The sequence below is a fragment of the Acinetobacter sp. ANC 4636 genome, assembly GCF_054454555.1.
Map to the genome: position 1 here is coordinate 43,309 of NZ_JBTKVD010000006.1, position 24,921 is coordinate 68,229.

The following is a 24,921-nucleotide window of genomic DNA, read 5'->3' on the forward strand; positions in this document are numbered from 1 at the left end:
ATGGGTGAATTCAATCTATATGGTGTTTTTGTGCCGAGTCTGCTGATTCAGGCACTGCTGGCATATATTGTTTTTATGCTACTGAGTAAATGGACAGATCGCCTGATTCAACGTGACTGGGTTGCCTTTCCAGGCATATTTAACCTGAGTTTGTATATGGTTTGTCTATTGCTGACACACTGGGTGTTTGCTCAGTTTTCGTATTAATTTTAGGTGATGAACGTTTAGGATAAAGTTATGAATTCATTTGATGCACGTAAAGTCGTTCGACCTATCGTGACACTGGTGACATTGCTCATCGCAATTTATGCTGTGGTGCATTTGTGGGATTACTACAATGCTGAGCCATGGACACGTGATGGTCGTGTACGTGGTGATGTGATTCAGGTGTCTTCCGATGTTTCTGGGTTAGTGACGGATGTACTGGTACAAGATAACCAGACGGTGAAGAAAGGCCAGGTCTTGTTCAAAATTGACGTTGCGCGTCAGCAACTGGATGTTGAGCAAGCACGCGCCGATCTGGCTAAAGCTAAAGCAGGTCTGGCACAAATGCAGGCCAATTTGCTGCAAGCCAATGCAAATTTGGTGAAATCACAAGCCAATACCCATCTGGCAGAAAAAAATGCGGTGCGTTATTCCAGTTTAATGGATGGTGCGGTGTCCAAACAGGAACAGGATCAAATGTTTGCCACACGTGATCAGTCGCATGCCGAAGAAGGTCAGCTCAAAGCGGCGATTGAAGAAGCTAAAGCCAATATTCAGCAGCAAAAAGCAGCGGTTGAAGTCGCTCAAAGTGCAGTCAATCTGGCAGTCTTGAATTTGCACCGCTCACAAGTGGTTGCGCCATCAGATGGAACTTTGTCGAACTTTAGTTTGCGTGCAGGCAGTTATATCAAAGTGGGTGATAATGTTGCTGCATTGATTGACCGTAAACAATTGTATGTGGTGGGCTATTTTGAAGAAACCAAACTCAATCGTATTCATTTGGGCGATCATGCCACGATTCAGTTGATGGGTGATTCACAAAAAATTAAAGCGCATGTGCAAGGGGTTGCTTCAGGGATTGATGACCGTGAGCGTTCAACCAGTTCGAATTTGCTGGCAAATGTAAACCCGACCTTTACTTGGGTGCGTCTGGCACAGCGTGTACCTGTCAAATTTATTTTGGATGAAGAGCCAAAAAATACATTGGCGTTTGTGGCGGGGCGTACCGCGACCATTCATATTCTAGAGAATAAGCCTGCCAAAAAATAAGCTAGTCTTTGGGCACATCACCTAAACTTTGACTTTGTCTTATTTTCCCAATAAAAAACCTGCATTAAATTGCAGGTTTTTTATGTCTTGAACTTCGAGTTTTAGGGTGTGATCCCTTCGGGTTCACGATACCAGCTTTCCAGTAATAACCCTGCTGCAAGGCTATCGGCAGCCACGCGTTTGGCACGCCCCTGACGCTGAAAGGCACTGAGTTCTTCACGGGCTTCACGTGTGGTCAAACGTTCATCCAGCATCCATGTCGTAATGTTGGTTTGATGGCGTAAGCGGCGGGCAAATTTGCGTGCGCGCATGGACAAATCAGACTCTGAATCATCCATATTTAAAGGAAGCCCCACCAGAAATACATCTGGCTGCCATTGCTTGACCAGTTTTAGCAACTCATCCCAGTTAGGAATACCGTCTTTCATGGGAAAAAGAGGGAGGGGATTCACGTTCTGAATGGCCGACTGACCCACGGCAATGCCCATTTTTTGTGTGCCGAAGTCAAATGCCATAAGGGTTTGCATTGTTTCAGGCATGACCAATCTCGGAGGCAAGCCAGTTACGATCAATGCCGATTTTTTTATAGGCAGCATCCCAACGCTCAGGGTACGGCAAGTTAAAAATCAGATCCATATCGGCATCACACATCAGCCAGTCACCACGGGCGATTTCTTCTTCAAGCTGGTTTTTAGTCCAACTGGCATAGCCCAATGCAATCTGATAACGTCCAACGCCTTCATTGTGAGCAATCGCATCTAAAATATCTTTGCTGGTGGTAATACACAGATTTTCACCAACCGCAATTGACGAATGCCAGACAGGCTGTCCTGTATGTAAAACAAAGCCTGCCTCAGGGCGTAGTGGTCCGCCTTGTAGCACTTCATGCGGTTGTACATTGTCTGCGTCAATTTCCAAGTCATTGAGTAACTCTTTAACCTGAATCCCTGCAGGGCGATTAATAATAATTCCCTGTGCACCATCGGCATCATGACGTGCCAAATAAATCACGGTGTTGGCAAAAAAATCATCTGCCATATCAGGGGGAGCAATGAGACAACGATGCGTCAAATATTGTTTGCTCACCTAAGCCGTTCTCCTAAAATCTAGTTGTTCAATGTTATATTGAGACCTTTTATCAACATACAAGAGTAAATCGCTTTCGCCAATAGTTTTTACTCAGGATTTTTCGATCTTCGTGTGCTGAAATTTCAATTGGCGTAACTGCTTGGCATGTTGCAAGGTGGTGTCATTGATTTCAACCCCACCTGTCATACGTGCTAGCTCCTGAATACGCTGCTCTTCGTTCAGGGCAAAAATGGTGCTGCTGGCAGGGTCGCTTTGTCGTTTTTGAACCAGTAAATGATGATCGGACTGTGCAGCAACCTGCGCTTGATGCGTAATACACAGAATTTGCACATGTTGAGCCAGATCTGAAAGTAAACGCCCAACAATTTCGGCTGTACCACCGCTGATCCCGACATCAATCTCATCGAAAACCAAAACTTCAGCATCGGTTTTTTCAGCGTTCATGACTTGCATGACCAAGGCAATGCGTGACAATTCACCACCTGAGGCCACACGAGCCAGTGGTTGTGCTGGAATGCCTTTGTTGGCGGTAAATAGCAGTTGAATGAAACTTAGCCCCTCAGCATTAGGTTGTTCCAGTGGTTCAAACTTAAACTCAAAATAGGCTTCGGGTAATGCCAATGGTTTGACTTGCTCGGTGAGCAATTTAGCAAGTGGTCCTGCTGCATCACGACGTTGCTGATCGAGTTGCTCGGCAAAAGCCAAAAATTCCTGTTCGGTTTGCTTCACCTGTTCGGCAAGGGTTTCAGGATCATCCAGTTGTTGTAGCTGCTCCAGTTCCTGCTGCCATGTGGCATATGCAGTATGTAACTCATCGGGTTGGGTGCGGTATTTACGTGCCAAACGGTGAAAGATCTCAAGCTGTTGATTGAGCTGTTCCATGCGTTCTGGGTCAAAACTTTGACGGTCAATAAACTGGCGCAGGTTTGCTGTGGCATCTTCGAGTTCACTTTGTGCGTTGACGAGAGCCGTATAAATATTGGAGAGTTGCTCACTGCGTCCGACGTGACTTTCAAAGCGGCGTACTACACTTGCCAGTTCCTGAGTCAGGTTTTGCTCAGCTTCATCAAGTACATTTAACCCATAAGCACAGTCCTGCATGATGTGTTCATGATGACTAAGCCGATCAAATTCCTGCTCAATTTCAGCATAGTTGTACTGTAAGGTATCTTCGAGTTCTTCAAGTTGCAGTTCAAGGGTGGCAATGCGTTGCAGACGAGTGGCTTGAGCATGTAAGGCATGTTCATGCTGACGAATGGCTTTTTGCCATACGCTGTAGGCGTCGCGTACTGTTTGGGCAGGTTCAGCAAAGTTGCTATAACGGTCGAGCCACTGTTTTGGATAAGGCGGTTCGAGCAGTTGTTGCTGACTATGCTGACTGTAGAGCTGAACCAGTAAACGCCCGAGATCTTTAAGTTCTGCAAGGCTGCTTGGACGTCCGTTAATCCATGCCTTACTACGTCCTGTGGCAAAAATCACCCGACGTAGATGAATCTCGCCAGATTCATCAGCCAGTTCATGTGTCGCTAGCCACTGTGCTTCGGCAGAATGTTCTTCATAGCTAAAAATGGCAGTGACATCGGCTTTATCTGTGCCATAACGTACCATATGGCTGTCTGTACGCTCCCCAAGACAGACAGAAAGTGCATCGAGTAGCAGGGATTTACCCGCACCCGTTTCTCCCGTGAGGACATGAAAGCCTGCTTCAATATCCAAGGCTAAATGATCAGCCAAAGCAAAGTTAATCAGAGTTAAGTGAGTCAACATATATGGACGCATCCAGACTGCGAGAAATGATGTTTGAAATAAATGAGGTTTTAAGTCATAACGGCTTCATCTTTGACAACGATCATACAAAACATCTTGGCACTGTAAACAAGATTTTTATATCAATCTGCAATTCGTACAGTAAAACAGCCAGTTTGGTATAGGATTTGCTAATTTAACCTGAGTTCAAGATGAAATGTATAGAAAGAATAGGTTGTGCAGAAACCTCTACGCTATGTTTGAGATCAGGACTACATTGTTAAGATATTGTTTATCAATGTATTAAAAAGATGATGATATCTGACAGAGTGTGCGAGAGGGTAGTCTTTGTGCAGCAATGCTGTTCATTTTGAAAGCCTTGTGAAGTTGTGCTTCTCAGATCGAACAGGGGAGAAGAACCCTGAGATACGAGTCAAAATGGTAAGGCTGAGTCATCATGATTTATTTGTTTTCAATATGTTGAGTAAAATTTTTCACATAAATCGATGTTAATTGACATTAAAATCAGATGGTGATTGATTCAAACCGCAGCCCTATTTAAACTAGACTCACGTATTTACAATAAATGCACATTATTTGGAGAATATGCATGTCTGCTCAGTATGATCATGTTTCGGTCGTAAAGAAATCAAATGTTTATTTTGGTGGTTTATGTATCAGCCATACGGTTCAATTTGAAGATGGCACTAAAAAAACACTTGGTGTCATTCTACCAACAGAACAGCCACTTACATTTGAAACGCATGTTCCTGAACGTATGGAAATTATTTCAGGTGAATGTCGCGTAAAAATTGCAGACAGTGAAACTAGTGAGCTTTTCCGCGCAGGGCAATCATTTTATGTACCTGGCAACAGCAAATTCAAAATTGAAACTGACGATGTACTGGACTATGTTTGCCACCTAGAAGGTTAAGCAAATCACGGTAAAATCCGTTAAACTATGCTCATCATCAATCCTGTAAAGTTGGCTTTGCAGGATTTTATTTTTTTATTTGTATCGTTTTTGAGGTCACCCGTTCATGGCAAAACCAGAATACTATTATGGCGTACATTCAGTGGAATCACTGTTGGAACTTGAGCCAGAACGGGTACTGACTTTATTTACCCTCAAAGGGCGCGATGATCAGCGCTTGCAGCGTATTTTGCAGTTGGCTGAGCCGTTTGGTATCAGTGTGCAAAAAGCCAGCCGTGACAGTTTGGAAAAGCTGGCAGGTTTACCGTTTCACCAAGGCGTGGTCGCCGCTGTACGTCCACATCCAACCTTAAATGAAAAAGACCTTGATGATTTGCTTGAGCAAAACCCAGATGCCTTGCTTTTAGCACTCGATCAAGTGACTGACCCGCATAATTTGGGCGCATGTATTCGTACCGCTGCCGCAATGGGCGTGCAGGCGGTGATTGTCCCGCGCGACCGTTCTGCAAGTTTAACGCCAACGGCACGTAAGGTTGCTGCAGGTGGGGCAGAAAAAGTGGCGTTTATTCAAGTGACTAATCTGGCACGTACCTTGGCACATATCAAAGACCAGCATCATATGCGTGTGGTTGGCACTATGCTGGATGAAAAAGCGCTGCCAATTCAAAAATTTGATTTTACTGGCGCAGTAACGATTGTTATGGGGGCAGAAGATACGGGTTTACGTCCGATTACCCAAAGCCAGTGTGACCAAACAGTTTATATTCCAATGGCAGGTAATCTACAAAGTTTAAATGTCAGTGTGGCGGCTGGTATGGCACTCTATGAAGCTTGCCGCCAGCGTAATCTCGTTTAAGCCAACTTTGAGCCGATAATGACTTCACGTACCCAAGGGTATTTATTTGTTGCCATTACCATGTTGATTTGGGGTGGCTTCACGATCTTTTCCCGACTCAATGCAGGGTGGCATATCAGTGCATGGGATATTTGTGCGCTAAGGTTTACCATCGGTTTTACGGTTTTAATGCCGATTTTAATCTGGCGTCGTGAAACTGCATTTTTGTGGAAAAAAGAGCCATTTATCTTAGGGTTACTCGGTGGGGTTGCATACTGTCTGACGTCGTATTCGGCGTTTCATTATGTGCCTGCAGCTCATGCTGCAATTTTCCTCAATGGCTGTATTCCATTATGTACCGCAGTTGCTGCTTATCTATTGTTTAAGCAACCTTTTGATAAACACACCTGGATCAGCCTGATCATTATGCTGGGTGCAATTTCAGTCATGAGTGTCATGATGTATGAGCAGACGCATGTTGCCCTGAATATTGGTGATGGCTTATTTTTCCTGTCTGCTATTTGGTGGGGTATTTTTACCGTATTGCTGAAACACTGGAAATTATCCGCTTGGCAATCCATGAGTGGTGTGGCAATTTGGTCGGCACTGATTTATTTGCCAATTTATATCCTGTTTTTGCCAAAGCATTTTCAGGAAGCCAGTCTAATGCATTTAGCGATTCAGGGCTTCTTTCATGGCATTTTGGTTGTAATCGTTGCAACCCTGAGCTATGTTGCAGCCATTGAGCGTTTAGGCGCATTTAAAACGGGGAGTATCGTGACGCTTGCGCCGTTTATTGCGGCGATTGTCGCCGTGCCACTTTTGGGTGAACCCTTAAATACTGCAATGATTTTTGGGTTGGTTGGTATGGGCGTGGGTGCGTTACAGCCTTGGCGCTGGTTTAACCGTAAAGACCCATTGCAACAGCAATTGAATGCACAGAAAAAAACAGCCTCACATTGAGGCTGTTTTTTTGGCATAGTTTAAATATTGTTGATGCAAGGGTTCGAGTTGTGCATATAAATGTGCAAGCTCTCCATCATTGATCACAATATCATCGGCACGTTGTTGTTTTTCTTCACGTGGCATTTGATGTGACATAATGGTTTGAATATGCTGATGCGAAATTTGATCGCGCTGAGTCGCTCGGTGTAATTGTAAATGTTCTGGTGTATCAATCAGTAGATTACGCTGTGTCAGGTGGGTTTGTCCTGTTTCAAATAATAAGGGTGATACTAAAATTACATAAGGACTTACCGCAGTTTGTAGCTGCTGAATGATGCTTTGCCGAATGATAGGGTGAGTAATATTTTCTAGCGTTTTTTTGGCTTCAGGATGTTGAAAAATATATTCGCGTAGTGCACGCCGATTCAGTTCACCATTTTCTAGAATGACCCAGTCACCGAATTGCTGTTGGATGTGTAGCAGTGCAGGCTGTCCAACCTGTACCACCTCACGTGCAACCACATCGGCATCAACCACTTGAATCCCTTGTTGAGTAAACCAGTCGCTGGCAACTGTTTTGCCACTACCGATACCGCCTGTGAGACCAATCACATACATCTTATTGACCCAAGTAGATTTTCATAATGTCGTTACCCCATAAAAAAGCAATCCAGCCAGCAATCGCGATATAGGGGCCAAAGGCGAAAGGTTGATTTTCTTTACGTATCTTCAGCAAAATGATCCCAATGACAGCACCCACCATAGACGACAATAAAATAATCAACGGCAGCATCATGGGGCCCATCCATGCACCAAGTGCAGCAAGAAGCTTGAAGTCTCCGTAGCCCATGCCTTCTTTGCCTGTAATCAACTTAAACAGGATATAGACAATCCATAAGCATAAGAAACCAATCACAGCTCCCCAAATCGACAGGGTTGGTGATGTATAAATGCCAAAGCTGTTAATGGCTAACCCTGCGCCTGCTAAGGTCAAGGTAAAGCGGTCAGGTAACAGTTGAGTATCAAAGTCAATAAAGGTGAGGGCAATCAGTACCCAAGTCAGTACCACACCACACAGCATTTGCCATGTTGCACCGAACACGGTAACGACAATCAAAGAACAGATGCAGGTGAGCAGTTCAACGAATGGATAACGTTTGCTGATGGGATGCTGGCAATTGCCACAGCGCCCACGCAATGCTAACCAACTCACGACAGGAATATTCTGATACCAGCGAATGGCTGTGTGACAATTCGGGCAAGTTGAAGGTGGGCTGCTTAAAGTCAGTTTTGCATGTTCAATGATGGGCTGTTCAGGGTGGAGCAGCAGTTGGCACTCCTGCTTCCACTCCTGTTCCATCATTTTGGGTGTGCGAAAAATGACGACATTTAAAAAACTACCCACGCATAAGCTGATTAAACCGATAGCGAGATAGAGAGCTATGGAATTCTGTACAAAATAATTGATGAGTTCTAGCATTAGACCACAGAACCCATCTGGAAGATTGGAAGGTACATGGCAATCACCAGACCACCCACAAGAACCCCTAGAATCGCCATAATTAAGGGTTCCATCATTGCGGTTAAACCATCCACAGCATTGTCGACTTCATTTTCATAGTAACTGGCAACCTTGTCGAGCATGGCATCTAGAGAACCTGATTCTTCACCAATCGCCACCATCTGGATGGCCATAGAAGGGAAGATATTGGCAGCGCGCATCGCAAATTGTAATTGTTGTCCAGTTGCGACATCGTCCCGAATCTTCATTACGGCTGTTTCATACACAACGTTGTTTGTTGCACCAGCCGTAGATTCTAAAGCATCAATCAGTGGGACACCTGCCGCAAAAGTGGTTGCAAGCGTACGGCTATAACGAGCAATAATCGCTTTATAGACCAAATCTCCAAAAATAGGGAGTTTTAAAGAGAGTTTGTCGAGATTATCCCTGAATTTTTGACTGCGTTTTTTCGCCTCCAGAAAGCCATATACCGTCACGCCAATCCCAATAATCAGGATGAACCAGTATTCCTGCATCCATTTTGACATGTTCACGACCATTTGAGTAAAGGCGGGTAACTGCGCACCAAATGAGGTAAATAGGTCTTGGAAAACCGGAACGACTTTGACCATCAAAATAATGGTGACGATGATTGCCACCACGATTACGGTCATTGGGTACTTCATGGCTTTTTTAATTTTTTGTTTTAAAAGCTCACTTTTTTCTTTATAGGTTGCGACACGTTCCAGCATAGTTTCAAGCGCACCAGATTGTTCGCCTGATTCCACGAGAGAACAGAATAGCCGATCGAAATACTGTGGATATTTTCGCAGCGCACCTGTAAATGTGTTACCGCCTTCTACTTCACCTTTAATCCCTAAAACTACTTCACGCATGGCAGGATTATCCAATCCTTCTGCGACGATCTCAAAGCTTTGAACCAGCGGGACACCTGCTTTCATCATGGTTGCAAGCTGACGAGTGAAAATGGTGATATCGAGTGTAGACACTTTCTTTTTAAAAATATTTTCAAGCAGATTTTTTCGCTTCTCATGGATAGACTTAACATCTACACCTTGTTTTCGCAAAGTAATCTTGGCCAAAGCCATGTTGCGAGCAGTAAGTTCCCCTTTAACTTTAATACCTTTGCGGTCAACCCCCGCATAGGCAAATATTGGCATCGCCTGAGCTTTTTTTACCGCCATAGTATTATCCTTTTTTTAATTTCGCTATGCATTATTCACTAGTGACACGATTGACTTCTTGTAAAGAAGTCACCCCTTGCATTACTTTCTTTAAACCTGAGCGCCGAAGGTCAGGAAATCCCAGTTTTTTCGCTGTTTCGGCAATTTGTAAAGCATTACCATCTTCCATAATCAATTTGGAAATTTCAGGTGTGATTTTCATCACCTCATAAATCCCCACACGACCTTTGTAGCCTTCTCGACATTCAGGACAACCCACAGGTTGATAAAGTTTAAATTCTGGATCCTCTAAATCTGCCTGAGTAAATCCCATTTCATACAAACTGTTTTGTGGAATATCAGCAGGGATTTTACATTTAGAACATAAACGACGTGCTAAACGTTGCGCAATCACTAGATTGACAGAGGTTGCAATATTAAATGATGGCACACCCATGTTACGTAAACGAGTCAGGGTTTCTGGCGCACTATTGGTATGTAAGGTTGAAAGCACCATGTGACCTGTTTGTGCTGCCTTAATCGCAATTTCGGCAGTTTCAAGGTCACGAATCTCCCCGACCATAATAATGTCAGGATCCTGACGCAAGAAGGAACGTAAGGCTGCCGCGAAGCTTAAGCCAACTTTCTGGTTGACGTTGACCTGATTAATCCCTTCAAGGTTAATTTCGACAGGGTCTTCGGCAGTCGAAATATTGGAATTTTCTGTGTTGAGAATATTTATACCCGTATAAAGTGATACGGTTTTACCAGAACCTGTCGGGCCTGTAATCAGCACCATCCCCTGAGGTCGGTGCAGTGCTTCTAAAAACAGCTCTTTTTGCTCTTCTTCATAACCGAGGGCATCAATCCCCAGCATTGCGCTTGATGGATCAAGAATACGCAATACAATTTTTTCACCAAATAAGGTCGGCAAAGAGTTGACACGAAAATCAATGGCTTTGGTTTTTGATAGTTTGAGTTTAATACGACCATCTTGAGGAATCCGTTTTTCTGAAATGTCCATTTGTGACATGACTTTTAAACGAGAGGCAAGACGGTTTGCCAATTGTAGTGGTGGGTTGGCGATCTGGCGTAACACACCATCGACACGGTAACGGACTCGATAAGATTTTTCGTAAGGTTCAAAGTGCAAATCTGATGCACCCATACGAATCGCATCGACAAGAAGCTTGTTAATGTATTTGACAATTGGTGCTTCATCTTCTTTAGAATCATCCTCAGAAGGTTCTGTAGGTGAAGATTCATCCAATGAAATATCTAGCTCTTCGTCACCGAAGTTAAAGTTATCTTCTTCGGTGAAATACTTATCAATAAATTTTTCTAATTTATCATGCTCAACAATCACCATTTCAGGGTTGAGCTTACTGTTAAAGCGAACAGCATCAATGGCTTCTAAATCAGTCGGGTTACTGATTGCCAAATAGATGTTATTGCCGCGTCGCATGAGCGGCACAATTCGGTGCTTTAAGATATGTTTATCTTCAACCAAATCACGAGGTAGCTGTATAGGATCATAACTAGAAAGATCAAACAATGGCTCATTAAATTCGATTGCAATCGCTTCTGCAATGGTTAACGAAGCAAGATGCAAATGATCAATCAAATAAGGTACAAGGTTTTGCCGAGCTTTTTTTGCCCCCTCAACAGCCTGTAGCATTTTATCTTCAGAAATATGACCATCTGCAACTAAACGACGGGCAAAGCCTGATAAACGTGGCGTAATAGAGATGTCTGCCATAAATGTATTTGCCTTATGATTTGATCGTTTGCGAATACTCGATATTGAAAAAATTATACGGTTGCTTTCACAAAGCGCCATGCACGAATGCAAGCTAACAGTATGTTACAACACTGAATTACGAGTATTTAACCTAATTATAAAAAATATAGAACTTACTGAGCATACAGCGTTGTTTATTTTGACAGAAAAAATAGCTTTGTGAGATTAAATTGTATAAAAAAGCAAAAAAAGCGTCAATTTGAGAAAAACTGTGTAAAATAAGCCCATTTTGGTGAAAGGGTTTTCTTGTATGTCGGGTTCGACAATTGTGCCTTGGGTGATTGGTAACTGGAAAATGAACCCTGCTTGGGCGAGTTCCCAACAATGGATTGAACAATTTAAGCAACATTTACAGCAATCTCCAATTTTAGAACAACAATGCCATTTAGCCGTTGCACCCACTGCAATTGCCTTAAATCGAGTACAGGTGCAATTAGACAACGCGCCACGGACTGTGCATACTGTTGCCCAAGACGTTTCACGTTTTGCTGGAACAGGTGCATTTACAGGTGAGATCAGCGCGACTTTACTTGCCGATAGTCAAATCGGTTATGTCCTGATCGGGCATTCAGAACGCCGCGAGTTGTTAGGTGACACGCCCGATGTGCTGAAAGCAAAAATCACACAAGCTTTGGCAGAAGGTCTCACCGTGATTTACTGTGTGGGTGAAACCCTTGAACAGCGTGAGCAAGGTGTAGCTGAGCAAGTGGTATTACAACAAATCTGTGATGTGGCCACTGTGATTTCTGAGCAGCATTGGCAAAACCAGATGATTATTGCTTATGAGCCGATTTGGGCAATTGGGACAGGTAAAACCGCTTCTGCACAAGATGCGCAAGCCATGCATGAAAAAATCCGTGCAGGTCTGGCGCAGTTAAGTCCAGCAGGTCAGCAGGTCGCCATTTTGTATGGTGGTAGCGTGAAACCTGAAAATGCTCAGGAGCTTGCAGCATGCCCTGATATTAATGGTGCTTTGGTGGGTGGCGCTTCATTAAATGCAGAGTCTTTTTATCAAATTGCTCAAGCATTTGCGGCAAACCAATCCTAAGGAGATTCAACATGCATACATTTATACTGGTTGTGCATATTTTACTGGCTGTCATGATGATTGTCCTGATCTTGGTACAGCAAGGTAAAGGCGCAGAAGCAGGAGCCTCTTTTGGTGGTGGCGGTGCTGCTACTGTGTTTGGTGCTTCAGGTTCAGGTAACTTTTTGACCCGTTTAACTGCAATTTTAACGGCGCTATTTTTTGTGACCAGTATTACTTTAGCTGTACTTGCCAAGAAGCAAACAGCAGAAGCATATAGCTTGGGAACACCCGCAGCACCTGTAACAACGCCTGTAAAAAATTCGACTGAAACTTCATCAAATACGCAGAAAACTGCAAATTAATGCCAAGAAAGACTTTTCTTTTTTGAATGAAGCGAATAGAATGCACGCACATGCGGTGGTGGTGGAATTGGTAGACACGCTACCTTGAGGTGGTAGTGCTTTCGGGCGTGGGGGTTCAAGTCCCCCCTTCCGCACCAACATTTTAGATAAATAAAATGTTGTTACCAAACAAAAAGGCTCAGTCTGAATAAGACTCAGCCTTTTTTGTTGTCTATAGAAAAATAAAGACTCATAATAATTTTGACTAAATTTATGAAATTAATTGTTTTTTAGGTAAAGAACTGTTTTTTTCTTCTATAAGCTCTGCATTAATTTTTGCTAAATTTTGAAATGAATCAAAAACTGCATCATCAGTGATGTGCTAAGCATTTGCCGTTCAATGAATGCCTTGATCAAAATCATAATTGACCTAGAATTTAACTTATCGACTTGGCAAGGGTTTATGGCAAGCTGTCACAATAGCCTATCAGTTTAAATGATCGGATCAGTATCACCGAGCACCTGATTGATAAACCCAATTTTGCAACATTTGACCAAGTCCAGAGCAGTTTTTTGCCCAGTTTGATCTTGCCAGAATCACAGTGATAGCAGATTGGGTGATTGATGCAAAAATTGAAATTATTGTGATTGCCAAAATAAAAGGATAAGAAATGTCGAAAGAAGTTTTGGTGCTAGGTGCAGGTATGGTCGGAATTTGCACTGCTATTCATTTGCAACAGCAAGGTTATACTGTCACGGTGGTTGACCAGTCCGCACCGGGCACAGAAACTTCCTATGGCAATGCCGGGATTATTCAAACAGAAGCGGTTGAACCGTATGCCTTTCCGCGTGAATGGGTAAGTTTATTTAAAGTCGCGCTAAAACAGGATAGTGCGGTGAATTATCATGTGAATGCCTTACCAGAATATGCTGCACCGCTGTTGCAATACTGGCGTAATTCCAGTCCGAAAATTCATCAGGCCATCTCGCAGGATTATGCGGTGCTGATTCGGGTGGCACTGTCGGAGCATCAGCAGTTGATTGCTCAGGCACAGGCTGAAGATCTGATTTTAAAAAATGGCTGGATTCAGCTTTACCGTAGTGAAGCGGCATTGCAAGAGGGCATTCAGGATGCCGAGCGCCGTCAGCAGCGTTATGGCGTGCCGAGTCAGATTTTAAATACTGGTCAAATCAACCAGCTTGAACCGAATCTGAAAGCCGATCATCCTTTAATTGGCGGGATTCACTGGACGCAGCTGTGGAGTGTGATTGAACCCGGTGAACTGGTACAGCGCTATGCTCGATTATTTGAGCAGCTTGGCGGTGTGATCGTACAGGCTCAGATTCAGCAATTACAACAGCAAGATCATGGATGGCAAGTCCAGACTGATGGGCAGGCTTTAACTGCACCGAATGTGGTGCTGGCGCTTGGCCCATGGTCATCGAAATTTATAACTGAACTGGGCTATCACAATCCGTTATTTGTAAAGCGTGGTTATCATCAACATTATACTCAAGGCAGTCAGTTGAGCCGCCCAATGCTCGATGCTGAATATGGTTATGTACTTGCACCGATGAAAAAAGGCACTCGTCTGACTACAGGCGCCGAGTTTGCGCATTTTTCTGCGCCTGCAACGCCTGTGCAACTGGAGAAGACTCAGCAACGTGCCCGTGACTGGCTGGACTTGGGGGAAGCTTTGCCAACACCTGCATGGCTGGGTCGCCGTCCTTGCAGTGTCGATATGAAACCGTATATTGGTGCTGCACCGCGCCATAAAGGGCTGTGGTTTAACTTTGGGCATGGGCATCAGGGTTTTACTTTGGGCGCAGCCAGCGGGCGTTTATTGGCAGAAATAATGACAGGGAAAGTCCAGTTAATTTCTGACCCAAATATTTTTTCACCGAACCGAATTGCAGTTTAATCAAGAGCGAAATCTGTTATGCAACCTATTCAAATCGATCAACTTGTTGCTAAATTTCCGTTGCTGCAACAGCTACAGGATTTACAGGAAACAGTATGGTTTAACCCAGCCAGTACCACGTTGGATGTGGCGCTGGCGGATGTCGGTTTGACCGCAGAAGATGTGGCACAGGCACATGCGCGCTTGCAGCGTTTTGCACCATATTTAATGTTGGCTTTTCCAGAACTTGAAGCGACTGAAGGTAAAATCGAGTCGGACTGTGTAGCAATTCCTGCAATGCAACATTGCTTGCAACAGCAATATCAGCAAGAAATTTTTGGGCAGCTTTGGTTAAAACTGGACAGCCATTTGCCGATTTCAGGTTCGATCAAGGCGCGTGGCGGGATTTATGAAGTGCTGGCTCATGCCGAAAAACTGGCAGTCGAAGCCGGTTTACTGAATCTTGAAGATGATTATCGCAAGTTGTATTCGTCTGAGTTTAAACAGTTCTTTAGCCAGTATGCGATTGCGGTGGGTTCAACAGGTAACTTGGGAATGTCAATTGGCATCATGAGTGCCAAAATGGGCTTTCGGGTCACGGTGCACATGTCGGCAGATGCCCGTCAATGGAAAAAGGACAAGCTACGTGCCAACGGCGTGACGGTAGTTGAATACGAACAGGATTATGGTGTCGCAGTTGAACAGGGACGTGCTTTAGCCGCTCAAGATCCGCAGTGTTTTTTTATTGATGATGAAAATTCACGCACGCTGTTCTTGGGCTATGCCGTGGCAGGCGAGCGTTTAAAGCAGCAGTTCCAGCAAAAAAATCTGGTGGTGGATGCTGAACATCCACTATTTGTATATTTGCCTTGCGGCGTGGGTGGTGGGCCTGGCGGTGTGGCATTTGGTTTGAAACTGGCATTTGGTGATCATGTGCACTGTTTTTTTGCTGAACCGACGCATTCGCCGTGCATGTTGCTTGGCGTGCATACAGGATTACACGATGCGATTTCGGTACAGGATTTGGGCATTGATAATTTAACTGCCGCAGATGGTCTGGCGGTTGGTCGTGCTTCGGGGTTTGTGGGTCGTGCCATGCAGCGCCTGATAGATGGTTATTACACTCTGAATGATCAGCGTTTATATGACATGCTGCGCTGGCTCAGTGATGCTGAAAATATTCAGCTTGAACCTTCGGCTTTGGCAAGTATGTACGGTGCGGTATTGATCTCGCAGGCATCAGATTATCTGAATGCGCAACATTTCTCAGAACCGCAATTGCGGCAGGCGACGCATCTAGTCTGGGCAACAGGCGGTGGCATGGTGCCTGAAACTGAGATGCAGAAATATTTGGCACAAGGTCTGGCGGCTACTTAATGCTATGTGTAGTCGCATGCAGAAGTGTTTGATAATGGGGTGATCATTCTAAATTTGGGTTTAAGCAATAGAATGCTTTTATCGTGGATCACATGCTGTTTTTTCTCTGATCAAAATTTCAAGAAAAAGCAAAAGGGTTTATGGCGAGTGTCTAATCAACTCTAAATTTTGGGAACTTTTTTGTTATTTTTTAGAAATGGTCTGCTGCACGTGCAAAAGGGGCAATGATCTTAAACCTACACTTTAAAGCTGCTCACATTTTCAAACTGAAAGCTCTTATCTACACGGGATAAGAGCTTTTTTGTGGTTAGGCAGAAAGTTTGTGATTAAACGTGTCATGCCATTGTTCTGCTAGCAGTACCCAGACAGGTGACCAGTATGAGAAAGTTTTCACTTCGGCAATCACCTGATCGATATTGTTTAAAGTATCAGATTTAAGCTGGAAAAATACCGTATCAGAAAGGGTTTCCATAAAATGCTGTGCCAATGCGCTGGCATCATTGAGCAACGCAGGGTCTAGGCTGTCATGAACAAAGACATCAAATAATGTTTCGGCATAAGTCAGTGGTGGTAGCCCTAATTTGGACACTTTATTTTCATTATAAAGCTCCATTGCATCTTTCATGTTCAGGGCAAGGACACAGTGTTGTTGATAATCGCTAACAGGTGCAAATTGCTCAGGTGTGTTGGCAAGCTGCTGTTCATACAGCTCGAGTGCCAGTTGCTTGGCTTGCTGTACGATGGCTGGATTAAGTGTGTTTGTATGATCCATTTAAAACCCCAAAAAATAACAAAAATATCGCTTTCTAATCGTAGGAAATTCCTCATTTCATTCTAGCAATTTTTTCTGGAAAAGCGCTAATTTTGCAGCGATCTGACTGTAAAAAAGCAGATTTATGCCGATGCTCAGTCAACATGGAATGGATATTGCTTGAATACTGTGACAAATGCCGTGAATGGTTCAGCTTGCAATAAATAACAATCGGGGAGAATACAAGAATGCCAATTTCATCGAAGTTAAAAATATTTGCGACAATGGTCATAATGACTGGCTCGGTCTGCTTGGGCGGGGAAATGGTACAAATGCAGTTACAGCTTCCCGTAGCGATTGCAGGAGTATTTCAGGGCTTATTGCTGATGTTTTTACTGGCAACCAATGCCTTTATTGAAAAGAAAACCAAAGCAGCTGCATTGGCAATGCAAGACTAAAAGAAGAATACGGATATGTTAGTTACCGCAATTTTAACCGCATCGTTGTTGTTGCTACCCCTTTGATTTTGCAGGTTTAGGCAAACGGGTAGCCGAGCGGACAAGGGAAATTAACCTCTGCGTAGGGCATGATGCTGGTCGGCGCAATTACCCATTGTCTTGTCAGTGCAGTTCGATCTGAGTGTGTTTGGCGCGCTTTGGGGCGGGGCAGGCGGAGGTATGCTCATGGCACTGATTTTTGTTTTTTAGTTTGTCACTGAGTACCAATCAGTCCGCTTGTGGTTTGGCACTGACCATTTTGGTGTTGGTGCTGATTTCTCGGGATAAAAAGTTATTAAAGATGAATTTGCCTGCGTCGTTGGGCAAGACGTTTTTGCTTTAGTTTGAGTTGATGATCGAATAAAGGGAATAGAACTTGGATATTGATGCGAATGGTTTTACTTTTCAGGGATGAAAAGTAACAAAAATCCTTTGTTGTACTGACGTTATGTCCCTATAACGCAGTACAACATGGCGGCATCCATGCCGCCTGTCATTTAAATTCATTCCGAATAACATTCAAATTTTTCATACCGTGAGTTTCTATTTTTATATCCGAAACCTACGCACATACAAAATTTTAAGATGATCGCATCACTCTGAGCTATCACGTGCTTAGCTCAAGGAAAGCCAATGTCTGCATCCAATCCTGAACAAATTTCACGTTTTCTGTGTTTATCCAATGACGTGGGTAAACGCGCCATATCTTTAGATCATCATCCCTTTGGTGCGGTACTGGTTGTGCCCGACCACGAACGTATCTTCGGCTGATGTGTTTGCGCATGGGCAAAAGGACATTGAGCTGATTGGCCCTGTTGCGGAACTGGAGCAGGAAACTGCTGATTTACAATTGGGTTTTTGGAAAAGCCGTTAAAGGCTATATCTGCAATTCTGCTATGCATATGTAAAAAATCCACAAGGATGGAGGCTTTGATGCATTTTGGTCATACACTCAGAAAGGCTTTATCGGTTTTAAAGATATCTAAATATATGTATAACAATAAATTTTTCTTCTACTTTTTGAATTAAGCCGAAAGTGGTTTTAGCAGTAAACCTGTAAAACTTTGCAGAAAATCTTTTATGCAGAAAATTTCATAATTATCCAATTTTTTCTTTATTTTGCTAAAAAAGACAAAGCTTTAAGGTATGGGCTTCCAGATCATTTTTGTCGAAAGAGCGCAGAAAGCCATGAATCGCTGTATACCACTTCGCACCTTCGTGGTGTCATCTATTTATCTTCAATCCTTCACGGTTATGCCAAACATGTGTTGTCAGTCTGCTCGAATGTAACTGAATTTTAAAACATATTTTTGAATGAACTCACAGAATTTAGGATGTAGAAAGATGAATCGTATTCAACAGTGGTCAGTGATTGGTTGTGCAGGTTTGAGTTTGGCACTGAGTGCATGCAGCAAACCTGCCGAGCAGCAACAAGGCAATGCACAGGCAGCATCGCAGCCAAAAACCGAATTGAAAACTCTAAGTATTGGCTTTCAAAAGTATGGTCTTTTGCCGATTGTCAAAGCACGTGGTGACCTAGAAAAAACTTTGCAGGCACAAGGGGTTCAGGTGAAATGGGTGGAGTTTCCTGCGGGTCCCCAACTGCTTGAAGGTCTGAATGTTGGCAGCGTGGTGATTGGTGAGGCAGGTGAGGCGCCACCAATTTTTGCTCAAGCAGCGAATGCCAACTTGGTTTATGTGGCAAACCAGCCTGCTGCACCTCAGGCAGAAGCACTGATTGTGCCGAAAACCTCCAATATTCATTCGATTCAGGAGCTAAAAGGCAAACGTGTTGCTTTGAACAAAGGTTCGAATGTGCATTATTTGTTGCTGAAAGTTTTGGAAGCGAACTATCTCACTTTAAAAGACATCCAAGTGGTGTACCTGCCACCTGCCGATGCCCGTGCCGCGTTTGAAAAAGGCGCAGTCGATGCATGGGTGATTTGGGATCCGTTCTTTGCCGCAGCACAGCAGCAACTGGGCGCACGTGTGTTGTCGACAGGGCAGAACTTGGTCAGCAATCACCAGTTCTATTTAGCCGATCGCAAGTTTGCACAAAACAACCCGCAAGTGTTTAACACGGTAGTCAAAGAGCTGAATCAGACCACTGAATGGGTCAAGACCCATCAGGATGAAGCTGCAAAATTATTAGAAAAACCAACAGGGCTAGATTATAGCGTGCTGAAAACTTCAATTTCGCGCATGGGTTTTGGTGTGACGCCTATTTCCAGCCAAGTGATTGCAGAACAGCAGCAAGTTGCCGATGCCTTTTATCAACAAAAACTGATTCCAAATCAGATTCATATTCAAGATGCGATTTTAAGCGCACCCAATAAATAACGGGGACAGACATGAGCTATTTACGAAGCACCAGCCTTGTAGCCTTGACCAGTGTCACGGTACTGCTTGCAGCGTGCCAGAAGTCTGAAACTGCCCCTGCACAGGCATCTGCACCTGCTGCAAGCCATGCGGCTGAGCTAAAAATACTGAGTATTGGATTTCAAAAATCATCTTTAAATTCAATTGTGTTGAAACAGCAGCACTTGCTGGAAAAAGAGTTTTCGAAAACCAAGGTCGAATGGAAAGAGTTCCCCGCAGGGCCACAAATGCTAGAAGCTTTGGCAGTTGGTGCAGTTGATCTAGGTTCGGTTGGCAATACGCCCCCGATTTTTGCCCAAGCTGCCAATAAAGGCATTGTATATGTCGGTTATGAAAATGTGCATCCGAAATGGCAAGCAGTTCTTGTGCCGAATGACAGCCCAATCAAGACGATTGCCGACCTCAAAGGCAAACGCATCGCGGTACAAAAAGGCTCAAGTGCACATGACTTGCTCGGGCGTGTGTTGAAAAAAGCCAATCTGACCTGGAATGACATTCAACCGATCTGGTTAGCACCTGCCGATGCGCGTGCGGCACTGGATAAAAAATCAGTGGATGCATGGGCAATCTGGGAACCGTTCCGCAGTGCGGCTGAAGTGGAAGGACATGCCCGCCCGATTATTGATGGCACAGCCTTTGAAACCACCTATAACTTTGTGATTGGTAACCCTGACTTTGTCAAAGCCCATTCACAGGAAACCACACAGTTCTTAACCGCACTGAATCATGCTGCACAGTGGATTGTCGATCATCCAAAAGAGTCATTGCAGTTGTATCAACAGGCGACAGGTTTAAATGCCAACATCGCCCAGCGTGTACTCGACAAGCGCTATAAGCCGTCACTAACACAGGCGATTACTCCTGAGGTGGTCAAGGCACAGCAAGAGATTGCAAATCGTTTTTATCAAGAGAAGTTGATCCCAAATTCCATCGAGATCAACCAAATTATCTGGGCGCAGCACTAACCGCGCTCTGAGTTTTAAAGACTTAGACATTTAAAGGAACAACACAATGAAAATTTTCTGGTTTATTCCCACTCATGGTGACAGCCGTTATTTAGGTACCAGCAAAGGTGCACGTCAGGTTGACCACGCTTACATGAAGCAGATTGCGGTTGCCGTGGATAATTTGGGCTATGAAGGGGTGCTCATTCCGACAGGACGTTCATGTGAAGATCCGTGGATCACGGCAGCCAGTTTGATTGATGCCACTAAAAATCTGAAATTTCTGGTGGCGTTACGCCCTGGGGTGACTACGCCAGCGTTGACTGCACGTATGGCAGCAACTTTTGACCGTTTGTCCAATGGCCGTGTGTTACTGAACTTGGTGACGGGTGGCGATGAACAAGAACTCAAAGGTGATGGCTTGTATGAAGATCATACCACCCGCTATGAAACTGCCAATGAGTACGTGAAAATCTGGCGTGAAATTTTAACCCGTTCACACACAGGCGAATCATTTAGCTTCCACGGCAAACACTTAAATGTCGATGATGCGAAACTGCTTTATCCACCTGTGCAACACCCTCATCCACCACTGTGGTTTGGCGGTTCTTCTGATGTGGCGATTGATTTGGCGACAGAACAGGTTGATACCTACCTGACTTGGGGCGAGCCACCTGCTGCGGTGAAAGAAAAAATCGAAGCAGTGCGTGCCAAAGCCGAAGCTAAAGGGCGTACTTTGAACTATGGTATCCGTTTGCATGTGATTGTGCGTGAAACCAATGAAGAAGCATGGGCAGCCACCAACGACCTGATTCAATACGTTGATGACAATACCATTGCCGCAGCACAGAAAAAATTTGCACAAATGGATTCAGTCGGGCAGCACCGCATGGCAGCCTTGCATGGCGGTCGCCGTGATCAACTGGAAGTGTCACCAAACTTATGGGCAGGCATTGGCTTGGTGCGTGGTGGTGCAGGCACGGCGTTAGTGGGTGATCCTGAAACTGTTGCGGCACGTATTCAGGAATATGCCGATTTGGGCATTGGCACCTTTATTTTCTCGGGCTATCCGCATCTGGAAGAATCGATTCGTTTTGCCGAACTGGTGTTCCCATTATTGCCACTAGAAACCCGTCAAAAACTGTCACAGCCGAATTTGACTGGACCATTTGGCGAAATTATTGCCAACAACTATGTGCCTGATGAAGACAAAAAACGTCAGCGGGCAGAGGAGGCTGTATGACCCAAGTGGTAAAACGGCTGGGGCAACGCACGTTGCCTTGGCTGGTGCCCGTGGTATTGGTGATTTTCTGGCAAGTGGCGTCGGTGACAGGTTGGCTGGAAAGCCGGATTTTACCTGCGCCGACTGCGGTGCTCGGTGCTTTTTGGTCGCTGTCGATCAGTGGTGAACTGTGGCATCACGTCAAGATTAGTGCGGGGCGTGCCTTGCTCGGCTTATTGGTTGGCGGTGGTTTGGGCTTACTGCTCGGGTTACTCAATGGTTCCTCCAGAATTGCCTCAAATTTACTGGATACCACCTTACAGATGATTCGTAATATCCCTGCGCTGGCACTCATTCCATTGGTGATTTTGTGGTTCGGGATTGATGAATCGGCAAAACTGTTCTTGGTCGCCATCGGGGTATTTTTCCCAATGTATATCAACACCTATCATGGTATTCGCTCGGTTGATCCGCAGTTGATTGAAATGGGTAAAAGCTATGGCTTGACCCGTTGGCAGTTGTATAAAGACATCATTTTACCTGGAGCGATGCCTTCGATTTTGGTTGGTTTACGCTTTGCACTCGGTTTGGTCTGGGTATTGTTAATCGTCGCGGAAACTATTTCTGCTCAGGCAGGCATTGGTTATATGACCATGAATGCGCGTGAATTCTTGCAAACCGATGTGGTCTTGGTCGGTATTTTACTCTACGCCTTACTGGGTAAACTGGCAGATGTTCTTGCCCAATATCTGGAACGCTATTTACTGCGCTGGCATGCGGGTTATCAACACGATTGAGGAGAGCATCATGACTGATTTAAGTATTGCGGATTACGCGGATGAGCTAGTCATCTCGCCCAAGTATAAAGTTGCGCCGACCACAGGCGCTGAAATTCATATTCAGCAACTCAACAAATATTATGGCAGTGTCACGGTACTGGAAAACCTTGATCTGAATATTCAGGCAGGTGAGTTTCTAGCGATCGTCGGGCGCAGTGGTTGTGGTAAAAGTACCTTGTTACGTCTGGTTGCAGGTCTGGAGCAAGCCAGTCAGGGGCAAATCGGTTTTACTGCGCCTGCACACAGTGCCACGATTCAGCCAGATGATATTCGGGTGATGTTTCAAGACCCGCGTTTGCTACCATGGAAGAGCATTGAGGACAATGTCAAACTCGGTTTGCCCAAGCAACAGTCTGAACAGGCGATAGCCTTACTGGAAAAAGTCGGTTTAAAAGAAAAAGCCAAATTGTGGCCAAGTCAGCTTTCGGGTGGACAACGCCAGCGTTCAGCATTGGCACGTGCCTTGGCGCATCGCCCACGGATTCTATTATTGGATGAACCGCTTGGCGCACTGGATGCCTTGACCCGTTTGGATATGCAAAATCTGATTGAAAAGTTATGGCGTGAGCAGGGCTTTACCGCAATTTTGGTGACGCACGATGTCAGTGAGGCAGTGCAACTGGCAGACCGTATTATTTTGCTGGATAAAGGGCATATTGCGCAGCAGTTTAAAGTCAATCTGCCACGCCCGCGTCAAAAAGGTATTGGCTTTGCTGAACTCGAACAACAGGTGCTACAGGCAGTTTTAGCCACTTAAATCTGACACCACGAATCTTGCTTGTCGAGATAATTAAAATGTTGAAAACAATATAGAAACAAGGCAGGGATTCCTGCCTTTTGTTTTTTGGTGGGGGCGGATGGTATATGCCTGAGCTGAGTGTAGTATCATGCCAGATATAAGAATTGAATAAGCATAGGTCACTCAGTATGGATCAAAGTGTAAAACCAGAAAAAATAAAACATGACCATCAACTTTCCTTTGACCTCATTGAAGCCCAATACCGACTGCGAAATAGCCGAGGGAGTGATCACGGTAAAAGCGTTCTGGTGATTATGAGTGGTATTGAACTGGCAGGTAAAGGTGAGGCAGTCAAGCAACTGCGCGAATGGGTCGATCCACGTTATTTACATGTCTATGCCGAGCCACCGCATTTTTTTAACAACAAACAACCTTTTTGGCAGCCATATGCACAGGTGATTCCTGCCGAAGGGCAAGTGGTGGTGCTGTTTAGTAACTGGTACAACGACTTACTCAATACAGCCATGCATGTCTCCAAGCCTTTAGATGACACCATGTTCGATGCTTACATCCAGCAAATGCGCAAGTTCGAGCAGGATCTAAAAAACAATCAGGTCGATGTCGTCAAATTCTGGTTCGACTTATCTTGGAAATCTTTGCAAAAACGCCTGGACAATATGAATCCTTCCGAGGAGAAATGGCATAAATTGCATGGTCTGGACTGGCGCAATAAAAAACAGTATGACAACATCCAGCGATTACGTGAGCGCTATAGCGAGGACTGGATTGTACTGGATTGCGAAGATAAACATCAGCGTAACCGTGAATTTTCCCAGCATTTATTGCTGGCATTCAAAGACTTGCCTAGACATACGGGCCTAGTTGCAAATCAATGGCCACAAGCCCCGATTCCACAAAATTTATCTGCAATTACACATCCTGAAATCAGCAAAAAAGACTATAAGGCACAGCTTAAAAAACTCTCGCGTAAGGTCGCAGATTGCTTGCGTTACAATCAGCGCAAAGTGGTCATTGTGTTTGAAGGAATGGACGCTGCGGGTAAGGGGGGCGCAATACGCCGAATCGTAAAAAACCTCGATCCGCGTGAATACGACATTCACTGTATCGCTGCACCTGAGCATTATGAACGGCATCATCCATATTTGTGGCGTTTCTGGACAAAATTCGAAAACGCCAGCCCGATCAGCATTTTTGACCGTTCTTGGTATGGTCGAGTGCTGGTCGAACGCATTGAAAATCTGGCAGCAGATTTTGAGTGGCAACGTGCTTATGAGGAAATTAACCGCTTTGAAAAAGATCTGGTCGATACTCAGACCATTGTGATTAAATTTTGGTTAGCCATTAGTAAGGGTGAGCAGGAACAGCGCTTCAAAATTCGTGAAGAAACACCACACAAACACTTTAAAATTACCAGTGATGACTGGCGTAATCGGGCAAAATGGGATGACTATCTGGAGTCTGCCTCCGATATGTTTTATCTGACCAATACTGCTTATGCACCGTGGCATGTGATTTCTACCGACAGTAAGCGTCAGGCACGACTGGACATTATGCAAGCTATTTTAAATCAGTTAAAGGCGGAGTAATCCGC

At 44.5% G+C, this 24,921-nt stretch carries 26 protein-coding genes and 1 tRNA gene; 19 read left to right on the forward strand and 8 right to left on the reverse strand.

Annotated features, from left to right (window positions below; translation table 11 throughout):
• Both ACX1N5_RS08050 and ACX1N5_RS08055 read left to right on the forward strand, forming a co-directional pair.
• The gene (locus tag ACX1N5_RS08050) at nucleotides 1-207 is read left to right on the forward strand and encodes a DUF1656 domain-containing protein (protein ID WP_004749852.1); all 207 of its coding nucleotides are present in this window, start codon (nucleotides 1-3) and stop codon (nucleotides 205-207) included.
• Between the two features lie 30 nt (nucleotides 208-237).
• Complete coding sequence (locus ACX1N5_RS08055) at nucleotides 238-1,254, forward strand: HlyD family secretion protein (RefSeq protein ID WP_458801543.1); 1,017 nt, start codon at nucleotides 238-240, stop codon at nucleotides 1,252-1,254.
• Nucleotides 1,255-1,355: 101 nt separating this feature from the next.
• Here ACX1N5_RS08055 and ruvX read toward each other — a convergent pair whose 3' ends face one another.
• The 3 genes from ruvX to recN form a co-directional block, all read right to left on the reverse strand.
• Nucleotides 1,356-1,793, reverse strand: coding sequence for a Holliday junction resolvase RuvX (ruvX, locus tag ACX1N5_RS08060; protein WP_004749850.1), 438 nt, complete (start codon nucleotides 1,791-1,793; stop codon nucleotides 1,356-1,358).
• Complete coding sequence (locus ACX1N5_RS08065) at nucleotides 1,786-2,340, reverse strand: YqgE/AlgH family protein (RefSeq protein WP_004749849.1); 555 nt, start codon at nucleotides 2,338-2,340, stop codon at nucleotides 1,786-1,788. The genes ruvX and ACX1N5_RS08065 overlap by 8 nt, the downstream gene beginning before the upstream one ends.
• A 93-nt stretch (nucleotides 2,341-2,433) precedes the next feature.
• Nucleotides 2,434-4,110 (reverse strand): DNA repair protein RecN, encoded by a 1,677-nt coding sequence (gene recN / locus ACX1N5_RS08070; RefSeq protein WP_131381423.1) that lies wholly within the window; start codon nucleotides 4,108-4,110, stop codon nucleotides 2,434-2,436.
• Between the two features lie 589 nt (nucleotides 4,111-4,699).
• Between recN and ppnP the strand changes: the two genes are divergently transcribed.
• The 3 genes from ppnP (at nucleotide 4,700) to ACX1N5_RS08085 (ending at nucleotide 6,821) form a co-directional block, all read left to right on the forward strand.
• Entirely contained in the window at nucleotides 4,700-5,023 is a 324-nt protein-coding gene (gene ppnP, locus ACX1N5_RS08075; RefSeq protein WP_004749847.1) for a pyrimidine/purine nucleoside phosphorylase, read from the forward strand.
• Nucleotides 5,024-5,129: 106 nt separating this feature from the next.
• Nucleotides 5,130-5,879, forward strand: a complete 750-nt coding sequence (gene rlmB, locus ACX1N5_RS08080; RefSeq protein WP_004749846.1) for a 23S rRNA (guanosine(2251)-2'-O)-methyltransferase RlmB — start codon at nucleotides 5,130-5,132, stop codon at nucleotides 5,877-5,879.
• Nucleotides 5,880-5,897: 18 nt separating this feature from the next.
• Nucleotides 5,898-6,821, forward strand: a complete 924-nt coding sequence (locus tag ACX1N5_RS08085; RefSeq protein ID WP_458801539.1) for a DMT family transporter — start codon at nucleotides 5,898-5,900, stop codon at nucleotides 6,819-6,821.
• Here ACX1N5_RS08085 and coaE read toward each other — a convergent pair.
• Genes coaE through pilB form a run of 4 tightly spaced genes read right to left on the reverse strand, consistent with a single transcriptional unit; the run spans nucleotide 6,813 to nucleotide 11,247 of the window.
• On the reverse strand, nucleotides 6,813-7,421 hold the full coding sequence (coaE, locus tag ACX1N5_RS08090) for a dephospho-CoA kinase (RefSeq protein ID WP_116729568.1): 609 nt from the start codon (nucleotides 7,419-7,421) through the stop codon (nucleotides 6,813-6,815). The two genes, ACX1N5_RS08085 and coaE, sit on opposite strands and share 9 nt — an antisense overlap.
• A 1-nt stretch (nucleotide 7,422) precedes the next feature.
• Nucleotides 7,423-8,283 carry a prepilin peptidase gene (locus ACX1N5_RS08095; protein WP_458801537.1) on the reverse strand — a complete coding sequence of 287 codons (861 nt, stop codon included), beginning with the start codon at nucleotides 8,281-8,283 and terminating at the stop codon, nucleotides 7,423-7,425.
• Nucleotides 8,283-9,509 (reverse strand): type II secretion system F family protein, encoded by a 1,227-nt coding sequence (locus tag ACX1N5_RS08100; RefSeq protein WP_458801535.1) that lies wholly within the window; start codon nucleotides 9,507-9,509, stop codon nucleotides 8,283-8,285. Before ACX1N5_RS08100 ends, ACX1N5_RS08095 begins: the two co-directional genes overlap by 1 nt.
• 31 nt (nucleotides 9,510-9,540) lie before the next feature.
• Nucleotides 9,541-11,247 (reverse strand): type IV-A pilus assembly ATPase PilB, encoded by a 1,707-nt coding sequence (pilB, locus tag ACX1N5_RS08105; RefSeq protein WP_458801533.1) that lies wholly within the window; start codon nucleotides 11,245-11,247, stop codon nucleotides 9,541-9,543.
• A gap of 292 nt (nucleotides 11,248-11,539) precedes the next feature.
• On the opposite strand from pilB, the gene tpiA reads away from it, so the two are divergent.
• From tpiA to ACX1N5_RS08130, 5 genes are all read left to right on the forward strand, one after another.
• Complete coding sequence (gene tpiA / locus ACX1N5_RS08110) at nucleotides 11,540-12,337, forward strand: triose-phosphate isomerase (protein ID WP_458801531.1); 798 nt, start codon at nucleotides 11,540-11,542, stop codon at nucleotides 12,335-12,337.
• 11 nt (nucleotides 12,338-12,348) lie between these two features.
• Complete coding sequence (gene secG, locus ACX1N5_RS08115) at nucleotides 12,349-12,681, forward strand: preprotein translocase subunit SecG (protein ID WP_116729573.1); 333 nt, start codon at nucleotides 12,349-12,351, stop codon at nucleotides 12,679-12,681.
• Between the two features lie 52 nt (nucleotides 12,682-12,733).
• Nucleotides 12,734-12,818, forward strand: a tRNA-Leu gene (locus tag ACX1N5_RS08120).
• Between the two features lie 513 nt (nucleotides 12,819-13,331).
• The gene (locus tag ACX1N5_RS08125; RefSeq protein ID WP_458801528.1) at nucleotides 13,332-14,582 is read left to right on the forward strand and encodes an NAD(P)/FAD-dependent oxidoreductase; all 1,251 of its coding nucleotides are present in this window, start codon (nucleotides 13,332-13,334) and stop codon (nucleotides 14,580-14,582) included.
• An 18-nt stretch (nucleotides 14,583-14,600) separates the two neighbouring features.
• Nucleotides 14,601-15,938 carry a D-serine ammonia-lyase gene (locus ACX1N5_RS08130; protein ID WP_458801526.1) on the forward strand — a complete coding sequence of 446 codons (1,338 nt, stop codon included), beginning with the start codon at nucleotides 14,601-14,603 and terminating at the stop codon, nucleotides 15,936-15,938.
• Nucleotides 15,939-16,245: 307 nt separating this feature from the next.
• On the opposite strand, the gene ACX1N5_RS08135 is transcribed toward ACX1N5_RS08130, so the two are convergent.
• Nucleotides 16,246-16,710 (reverse strand): hypothetical protein, encoded by a 465-nt coding sequence (locus ACX1N5_RS08135; protein WP_458801525.1) that lies wholly within the window; start codon nucleotides 16,708-16,710, stop codon nucleotides 16,246-16,248.
• A 227-nt stretch (nucleotides 16,711-16,937) separates the two neighbouring features.
• On the opposite strand from ACX1N5_RS08135, the gene ACX1N5_RS08140 reads away from it, so the two are divergent.
• The 9 genes from ACX1N5_RS08140 to pap all read left to right on the forward strand — a co-directional run bounded on the left by ACX1N5_RS08140 (nucleotide 16,938) and on the right by pap (nucleotide 24,916).
• Nucleotides 16,938-17,147 (forward strand): hypothetical protein, encoded by a 210-nt coding sequence (locus ACX1N5_RS08140; protein WP_458801595.1) that lies wholly within the window; start codon nucleotides 16,938-16,940, stop codon nucleotides 17,145-17,147.
• A gap of 672 nt (nucleotides 17,148-17,819) precedes the next feature.
• Nucleotides 17,820-17,957 carry a cytidine/deoxycytidylate deaminase family protein gene (locus tag ACX1N5_RS08145; protein ID WP_458801523.1) on the forward strand — a complete coding sequence of 46 codons (138 nt, stop codon included), beginning with the start codon at nucleotides 17,820-17,822 and terminating at the stop codon, nucleotides 17,955-17,957.
• Nucleotides 17,914-18,060 carry a hypothetical protein gene (locus ACX1N5_RS08150; protein ID WP_458801521.1) on the forward strand — a complete coding sequence of 49 codons (147 nt, stop codon included), beginning with the start codon at nucleotides 17,914-17,916 and terminating at the stop codon, nucleotides 18,058-18,060. The genes ACX1N5_RS08145 and ACX1N5_RS08150 overlap by 44 nt, the downstream gene beginning before the upstream one ends.
• 470 nt (nucleotides 18,061-18,530) lie before the next feature.
• Nucleotides 18,531-19,526 (forward strand): sulfonate ABC transporter substrate-binding protein, encoded by a 996-nt coding sequence (locus ACX1N5_RS08155; RefSeq protein WP_458801519.1) that lies wholly within the window; start codon nucleotides 18,531-18,533, stop codon nucleotides 19,524-19,526.
• Between the two features lie 11 nt (nucleotides 19,527-19,537).
• Complete coding sequence (locus ACX1N5_RS08160) at nucleotides 19,538-20,530, forward strand: aliphatic sulfonate ABC transporter substrate-binding protein (protein ID WP_458801517.1); 993 nt, start codon at nucleotides 19,538-19,540, stop codon at nucleotides 20,528-20,530.
• A gap of 46 nt (nucleotides 20,531-20,576) precedes the next feature.
• The gene (ssuD, locus tag ACX1N5_RS08165) at nucleotides 20,577-21,752 is read left to right on the forward strand and encodes an FMNH2-dependent alkanesulfonate monooxygenase (RefSeq protein WP_458801515.1); all 1,176 of its coding nucleotides are present in this window, start codon (nucleotides 20,577-20,579) and stop codon (nucleotides 21,750-21,752) included.
• A complete protein-coding gene (ssuC, locus tag ACX1N5_RS08170; RefSeq protein ID WP_458801513.1) occupies nucleotides 21,749-22,528 on the forward strand; it encodes an aliphatic sulfonate ABC transporter permease SsuC in 780 nt (259 codons plus the stop codon). Before ssuD ends, ssuC begins: the two co-directional genes overlap by 4 nt.
• A gap of 10 nt (nucleotides 22,529-22,538) precedes the next feature.
• Complete coding sequence (locus ACX1N5_RS08175) at nucleotides 22,539-23,327, forward strand: ABC transporter ATP-binding protein (protein ID WP_131381406.1); 789 nt, start codon at nucleotides 22,539-22,541, stop codon at nucleotides 23,325-23,327.
• 170 nt (nucleotides 23,328-23,497) lie between these two features.
• Nucleotides 23,498-24,916: a polyphosphate:AMP phosphotransferase gene (gene pap, locus ACX1N5_RS08180; RefSeq protein WP_458801511.1), complete on the forward strand. Its 1,419-nt coding sequence runs from the start codon at nucleotides 23,498-23,500 to the stop codon at nucleotides 24,914-24,916.
• Nucleotides 24,917-24,921: the final 5 nt, after the last annotated feature.

Coding starts and splice junctions, on each gene's coding strand:
- ACX1N5_RS08050 (WP_004749852.1), top strand. CDS start 1: ATGGGTGAATTCAATCTATATGGTGTTTTTGTGCCGAGTCTGCTGATT.
- ACX1N5_RS08055 (WP_458801543.1), top strand. CDS start 238: ATGAATTCATTTGATGCACGTAAAGTCGTTCGACCTATCGTGACACTG.
- ruvX (WP_004749850.1), bottom strand. CDS start 1,793: ATGCCTGAAACAATGCAAACCCTTATGGCATTTGACTTCGGCACACAA.
- recN (WP_131381423.1), bottom strand. CDS start 4,110: ATGTTGACTCACTTAACTCTGATTAACTTTGCTTTGGCTGATCATTTA.
- ppnP (WP_004749847.1), top strand. CDS start 4,700: ATGTCTGCTCAGTATGATCATGTTTCGGTCGTAAAGAAATCAAATGTT.
- rlmB (WP_004749846.1), top strand. CDS start 5,130: ATGGCAAAACCAGAATACTATTATGGCGTACATTCAGTGGAATCACTG.
- ACX1N5_RS08085 (WP_458801539.1), top strand. CDS start 5,898: ATGACTTCACGTACCCAAGGGTATTTATTTGTTGCCATTACCATGTTG.
- coaE (WP_116729568.1), bottom strand. CDS start 7,421: ATGTATGTGATTGGTCTCACAGGCGGTATCGGTAGTGGCAAAACAGTT.
- ACX1N5_RS08095 (WP_458801537.1), bottom strand. CDS start 8,283: ATGCTAGAACTCATCAATTATTTTGTACAGAATTCCATAGCTCTCTAT.
- ACX1N5_RS08100 (WP_458801535.1), bottom strand. CDS start 9,509: ATGGCGGTAAAAAAAGCTCAGGCGATGCCAATATTTGCCTATGCGGGG.
- pilB (WP_458801533.1), bottom strand. CDS start 11,247: ATGGCAGACATCTCTATTACGCCACGTTTATCAGGCTTTGCCCGTCGT.
- tpiA (WP_458801531.1), top strand. CDS start 11,540: ATGTCGGGTTCGACAATTGTGCCTTGGGTGATTGGTAACTGGAAAATG.
- secG (WP_116729573.1), top strand. CDS start 12,349: ATGCATACATTTATACTGGTTGTGCATATTTTACTGGCTGTCATGATG.
- ACX1N5_RS08125 (WP_458801528.1), top strand. CDS start 13,332: ATGTCGAAAGAAGTTTTGGTGCTAGGTGCAGGTATGGTCGGAATTTGC.
- ACX1N5_RS08130 (WP_458801526.1), top strand. CDS start 14,601: ATGCAACCTATTCAAATCGATCAACTTGTTGCTAAATTTCCGTTGCTG.
- ACX1N5_RS08135 (WP_458801525.1), bottom strand. CDS start 16,710: ATGGATCATACAAACACACTTAATCCAGCCATCGTACAGCAAGCCAAG.
- ACX1N5_RS08140 (WP_458801595.1), top strand. CDS start 16,938: ATGCCAATTTCATCGAAGTTAAAAATATTTGCGACAATGGTCATAATG.
- ACX1N5_RS08145 (WP_458801523.1), top strand. CDS start 17,820: ATGTCTGCATCCAATCCTGAACAAATTTCACGTTTTCTGTGTTTATCC.
- ACX1N5_RS08155 (WP_458801519.1), top strand. CDS start 18,531: ATGAATCGTATTCAACAGTGGTCAGTGATTGGTTGTGCAGGTTTGAGT.
- ACX1N5_RS08160 (WP_458801517.1), top strand. CDS start 19,538: ATGAGCTATTTACGAAGCACCAGCCTTGTAGCCTTGACCAGTGTCACG.
- ssuD (WP_458801515.1), top strand. CDS start 20,577: ATGAAAATTTTCTGGTTTATTCCCACTCATGGTGACAGCCGTTATTTA.
- ssuC (WP_458801513.1), top strand. CDS start 21,749: ATGACCCAAGTGGTAAAACGGCTGGGGCAACGCACGTTGCCTTGGCTG.
- ACX1N5_RS08175 (WP_131381406.1), top strand. CDS start 22,539: ATGACTGATTTAAGTATTGCGGATTACGCGGATGAGCTAGTCATCTCG.
- pap (WP_458801511.1), top strand. CDS start 23,498: ATGGATCAAAGTGTAAAACCAGAAAAAATAAAACATGACCATCAACTT.